This window comes from Burkholderia sp. A2, from assembly GCF_001729305.1.
Lineage (GTDB): Bacteria > Pseudomonadota > Gammaproteobacteria > Burkholderiales > Burkholderiaceae > Burkholderia > Burkholderia sola.
Window position 1 is genome coordinate 1 of sequence record NZ_LZXX01000103.1, and the last position, 3,969, is coordinate 3,969.

The 3,969-nt window shown below is 67.3% G+C and carries 4 protein-coding genes and 3 pseudogenes; 4 read left to right on the forward strand and 3 right to left on the reverse strand.

Annotated features, from left to right (window positions below; genetic code table 11):
* Positions 1–277 precede the first annotated feature (277 nt).
* The 4 genes and pseudogenes from A9Z05_RS37885 to A9Z05_RS37890 all read left to right on the forward strand — a co-directional run.
* Positions 278–451 (forward strand): cyclic pyranopterin monophosphate synthase MoaC (locus A9Z05_RS37885; protein ID WP_305143984.1); only part of this gene is annotated, 174 nt, incomplete at its 3' end.
* 2 nt (positions 452–453) lie between these two features.
* A pseudogene (locus A9Z05_RS20235) lies at positions 454–779 on the forward strand (cyclic pyranopterin monophosphate synthase MoaC); the annotation flags it as partial.
* Positions 776–1,000: a hypothetical protein gene (locus A9Z05_RS20240; RefSeq protein WP_069619642.1), complete on the forward strand. Its 225-nt coding sequence runs from the start codon at positions 776–778 to the stop codon at positions 998–1,000. The pseudogene A9Z05_RS20235 and the gene A9Z05_RS20240, both read left to right, overlap by 4 nt.
* Before the next feature lie 465 nt (positions 1,001–1,465).
* Positions 1,466–1,654, forward strand: coding sequence for a hypothetical protein (locus A9Z05_RS37890; protein WP_256122041.1), 189 nt, complete (start codon positions 1,466–1,468; stop codon positions 1,652–1,654).
* 148 nt (positions 1,655–1,802) lie between these two features.
* Here the strand turns inward: A9Z05_RS37890 and A9Z05_RS20250 are convergent, their stop codons facing one another.
* From A9Z05_RS20250 to A9Z05_RS20260, 3 genes and pseudogenes are all read right to left on the reverse strand, one after another.
* Positions 1,803–2,153, reverse strand: coding sequence for a TonB family protein (locus tag A9Z05_RS20250; protein WP_069619643.1), 351 nt, complete (start codon positions 2,151–2,153; stop codon positions 1,803–1,805).
* Positions 2,154–2,606: 453 nt separating this feature from the next.
* A pseudogene (locus A9Z05_RS37895) lies at positions 2,607–2,873 on the reverse strand (polymerase); the annotation flags it as partial.
* Between the two features lie 2 nt (positions 2,874–2,875).
* Positions 2,876–3,969 (reverse strand): annotated as a pseudogene (locus A9Z05_RS20260) (O-antigen ligase family protein); the annotation flags it as partial.

The following is a 3,969-nucleotide window of genomic DNA, read 5'->3' on the forward strand; positions in this document are numbered from 1 at the left end:
GCGCGGCCGACAGCGACACGGCAAGCAACTGTTTGACACGCATGGCAGGATGAAAACGACGCCGTCCCGCGCGCGGCGCGCATCGCGGCGTGTGGTCTGAATATTCGGGTCATTGTACCGGCGCCGCGACGACTGTCCCGTGCCGCGCGTGCGTCATCTGCGCCTGCGGCAACGCGGACGCCGCTGCTATGATAGGCGCCCGCTGCGCGGTTGGATCGGTTCGTCGCGCCGGTACGGGATTCGACGCGCGGCCGATCGCGAAGCCGGATCGACGGACGTGCGCGCGCACGCCGCTCCACGAGAGGAAGACATGTCAGGACTCACCCATTTCGATGCCGCCGGCCATGCACACATGGTCGACGTCGGCGACAAGCAGGAAACCCGTCGCATCGCGATCGCGCGCGGCACGATCCGGATGCTGCCGGCCACGTTCGCGCTGATCCGCGACGGCNNTCGGCGTCGCGCGCATCGCGGCGATCCAGGGCGCGAAGCGCACGGCCGATCTCATTCCGCTGTGCCACCCGCTCGCGCTGACGCGCGTGGCCGTCGACTTCGAACTCGACGACGCGCTGCCGGGCGTGCATTGCGTCGTGCAGGTCGAGACGTTCGGCCGGACCGGCGTCGAAATGGAAGCGCTGACGGCCGTCCAGGTCGGGCTGCTGACCGTCTACGACATGTGCAAGGCGGTCGATCGCGGGATGGTGATCACGGACGTGAGCGTGCGGGAAAAGCGCGGCGGGAAGTCGGGGGACTGGAAGGCGGAAGACGCGGCGGAGTGAACAGCCGGGCGCAGCCGGCCCGGCAGCAGAACATGCGCGGCGACGCCATGTCGACCAGGGGCAAGAAGCCGAATAGCGATAGCTGCACGATGAACGTGCCGTCGTACTCGCTCGAACTGGACGACGGCACCTTCAAGACTGACGCGTTCAAGACCCATCCTCTCGCCTGTCTCGACGACGCTCTGGCCGGGCTCGGGCCTGTTGAACTGAGGCCGAAATGAAATGACGGGAAAATTCCCGACGCTGTCGCTCGGCGCGGCAGTCGTGTTCATCGTTCTGACCGGGTGCCGCGGACGCCGGCAAACCCCGTCACACCTTTGACGGCATCGACCTCGGCCCGGACGGTACCTTGCGCATGGCATACCACGTCGAAAAATCCGAGTACGCTCCCGCCAGAAGCGTTGTCTATCGGCTCGGCTAGGAACAATCCGGGTTCGTCCTGGACACCGTGTTGCCTGAACAGGGGATCGTCAACCTGTCCTCGTCACCGACCGCGTCGGATCACTATGCGCTGTACGCGCTGTCGCGTCTCGGCGAACCGCGCAATTTCGATAATCCCGCCGACAAGGGAAAACGCGTCGGCGCCATTTCGACCTGGACGAACGGCGCGCCCGAACAGGTGCGGCAGTTGCATTCCTTTGACGACACGCTGACGCTCGATAGCCTGAGCGTCGGCCGGGGACGGATTGCTGCTCGTCTACGCAACCGGCGCCAGCCGCAACGGCACACCGCTCGATCTCACGTTCGTCAGCAGCGACGCGGGAAAGACCCGGAGCTCGAGCAGGGAGAAACCGACTCAGGGCGGATATTTCAATGCCCAAACGAACACGTTGTATTCGCTGGTCGCCTATACGCTCAAGAAGCGGCAGTTCTGACCGTTCCGATGCGATTCCCGCGGGGCGCCGTCGCGATTCGGGTGCCGGCTCCGCGGCAGCGCACGTCGAGCGCGCGGCACAGCCGCCGCACGGATCGACTTTCGGTGCCCGCGTGCAACGATGCGGCCATCGGCGCGCGGCACGCCCGTCACTGGGCGCGCCGCGGCTCGAACACGAACGGTTGGGTCAACAAGAAAGGATTCGCGGTCGCGCCGGTCTGCACGCAGGTCGCGTGCGTCATCGCGTCGACGGCCGCGCGGTCCGCCGCCGCGTTGCGGCTGCTCGTCGTCACGGTCACGTTCTGCGCTTCGCCGGACGTCGTCATCAGCGCGCGCACGAGCACGGTGACCGGACGCGTGAGCGGTTTCGCGCTATCCGGATAAACGGCACGCGGGATATGGCAGGTCAGCTTGCTTTCCTGCGACGACGACAGCATCGCGCAGCCGGAAAACAGCACGGCGACGGCAGGCAGGATCAGGAGTGTGGAGCGAAAGGCCATGGTCGAATGTCGTTCTTCAGTACTGTTCTGGGCACATACGTCGTGCGCCGGCAGCCTTCCGTCGGCCGCATCGCATGTGTCGCACTGCGCCGCGGCCATCGGACCGGCGCCCCGTTACGGCCGCGCGGCCGAGCGATGCTCGACCGCGATCCTGCTCGGCGGAATGCCCGGATGGCCGGGACATTCTCCGTATTCACACCGGCTACGCCCCGCGCCGGCGGCACGCGAGCGCTTTCGCGCATTGTGCACGCGCCGCCCCGTCAGTGGCGGCGATTTGACAATGGTTGACGCGAATCGCTGCCCATTCGACCGGAATCCACGCGATCCGCGACGTAATCGATACCCCGACCGGTTTGGCGCGCCATGCGTCGGGCCGTGTTGCTCCGACGTCAGCCGCCGTCAGCGCGGCGCGGTCGACGCCGGAATGCCCCGTTCCGGCGTGCACGACGGGCGTCAATCCGAATCGTCGTCGTCCGAATCGTCGCCCTCGTCTGCCGGCGCTTCCCCGTACTTCGCGACGACGGCCGCCCTGAACGACTTCAGCGCCGGCTCCTGGTCGCACAGCTTGTACAACGCGGCCAACTGTTGCGGCCAGTCCTTCAATTCCTTCGCAAACACATGCAGCCGCGCGACGGTATCGAGCGCGTCGGCTTCACGGCCGGCCAGCGCCTGCAGCACCGCATAGCGGCGCAGCACCGTCTCGCCGGGCAGCAGCGCGATNNCGCCGCCAGCACGCCGCCGAACGACAGCGCCGCGAACAGCCCGAATGCCGCGCGCCCCGGCAGGATACGCAGCGGCTTCACCTCGAGCAGCCCGATCACGAACATCGCCGGCAGCAGGAAGAACATGTATTGCTGCGGATACTCGACCAGCGCATGCATCAGCAGGATGCCGATCAGCGCGAAGCCGAACACGCGCATGCTCGACTGCGGCGCCCGCACCGCGCGCACGAACCACGTGACGAGCGTGACGGCGAGCACGCCGAGCCCGACGAGACCGGACTTCGCGAGCAGATCGATGAAGATGTCGTGCGAGTTGTTCGCGATCTCGACGCCGCCGAGCGTGCGCACGAGCGCAAACTGGTGCGACGGGAACTCGCCCCAGCCGACCCCGAGCAGCGGATGCTCGCGGAACATCGCGAGCCCGTACTTCCACAGCGCGAGGCGCGGCGCGATCTGCCCGGCATCGCGCATCCGGTCGGCTGCCGACTCCGCGAGATTCAGGTGGTAGTGCACGTTGGCCCAGCGCACCGCGACGTTCACCGCGATGAACGCGACCGCAAGCACGACCGGTATCAGCCACGCACGCGCATTGCCCGGCGTGCGGCGCGATTCGACCCACGCCATCCAGAAACCCGCGACGACCATCACCGCCACCTGCAGCCACGGCCCGCGTGACACCGTCAGCGCGAGACCGACCGACAGCACGAGCGACAACGCGAGCCATGCCCACACCGCGAGCCGGCGCGTCTGCACCAGATACAGCGCACCCGCGAGCGCGAAGGCGATGTAGCTGGCCAGATGGTTCGCCTGCGCCATGTTGCCGTACGGGCGGCGGTCGACCGCGATGTTGTACACCACGACGAACGGCGAGACGGCCGATTCGAGGTGGAACAGCTGCACGATCTGGGTGCCGACCGCGAACACGCCGCCCACGAGCAGCGCACCGGCCATCATCCGCGACACGATTTCCGCCATCCCGTCGCGCGCCAGCGCATATCCGGCCTGCATCGCGACCAGCGCGGCGGCGAGATAGCCGACCGCCAGCCAGTTCATCGACGGCACCTTGAGCGGGATCAGCGCGACCTGCGCGATCA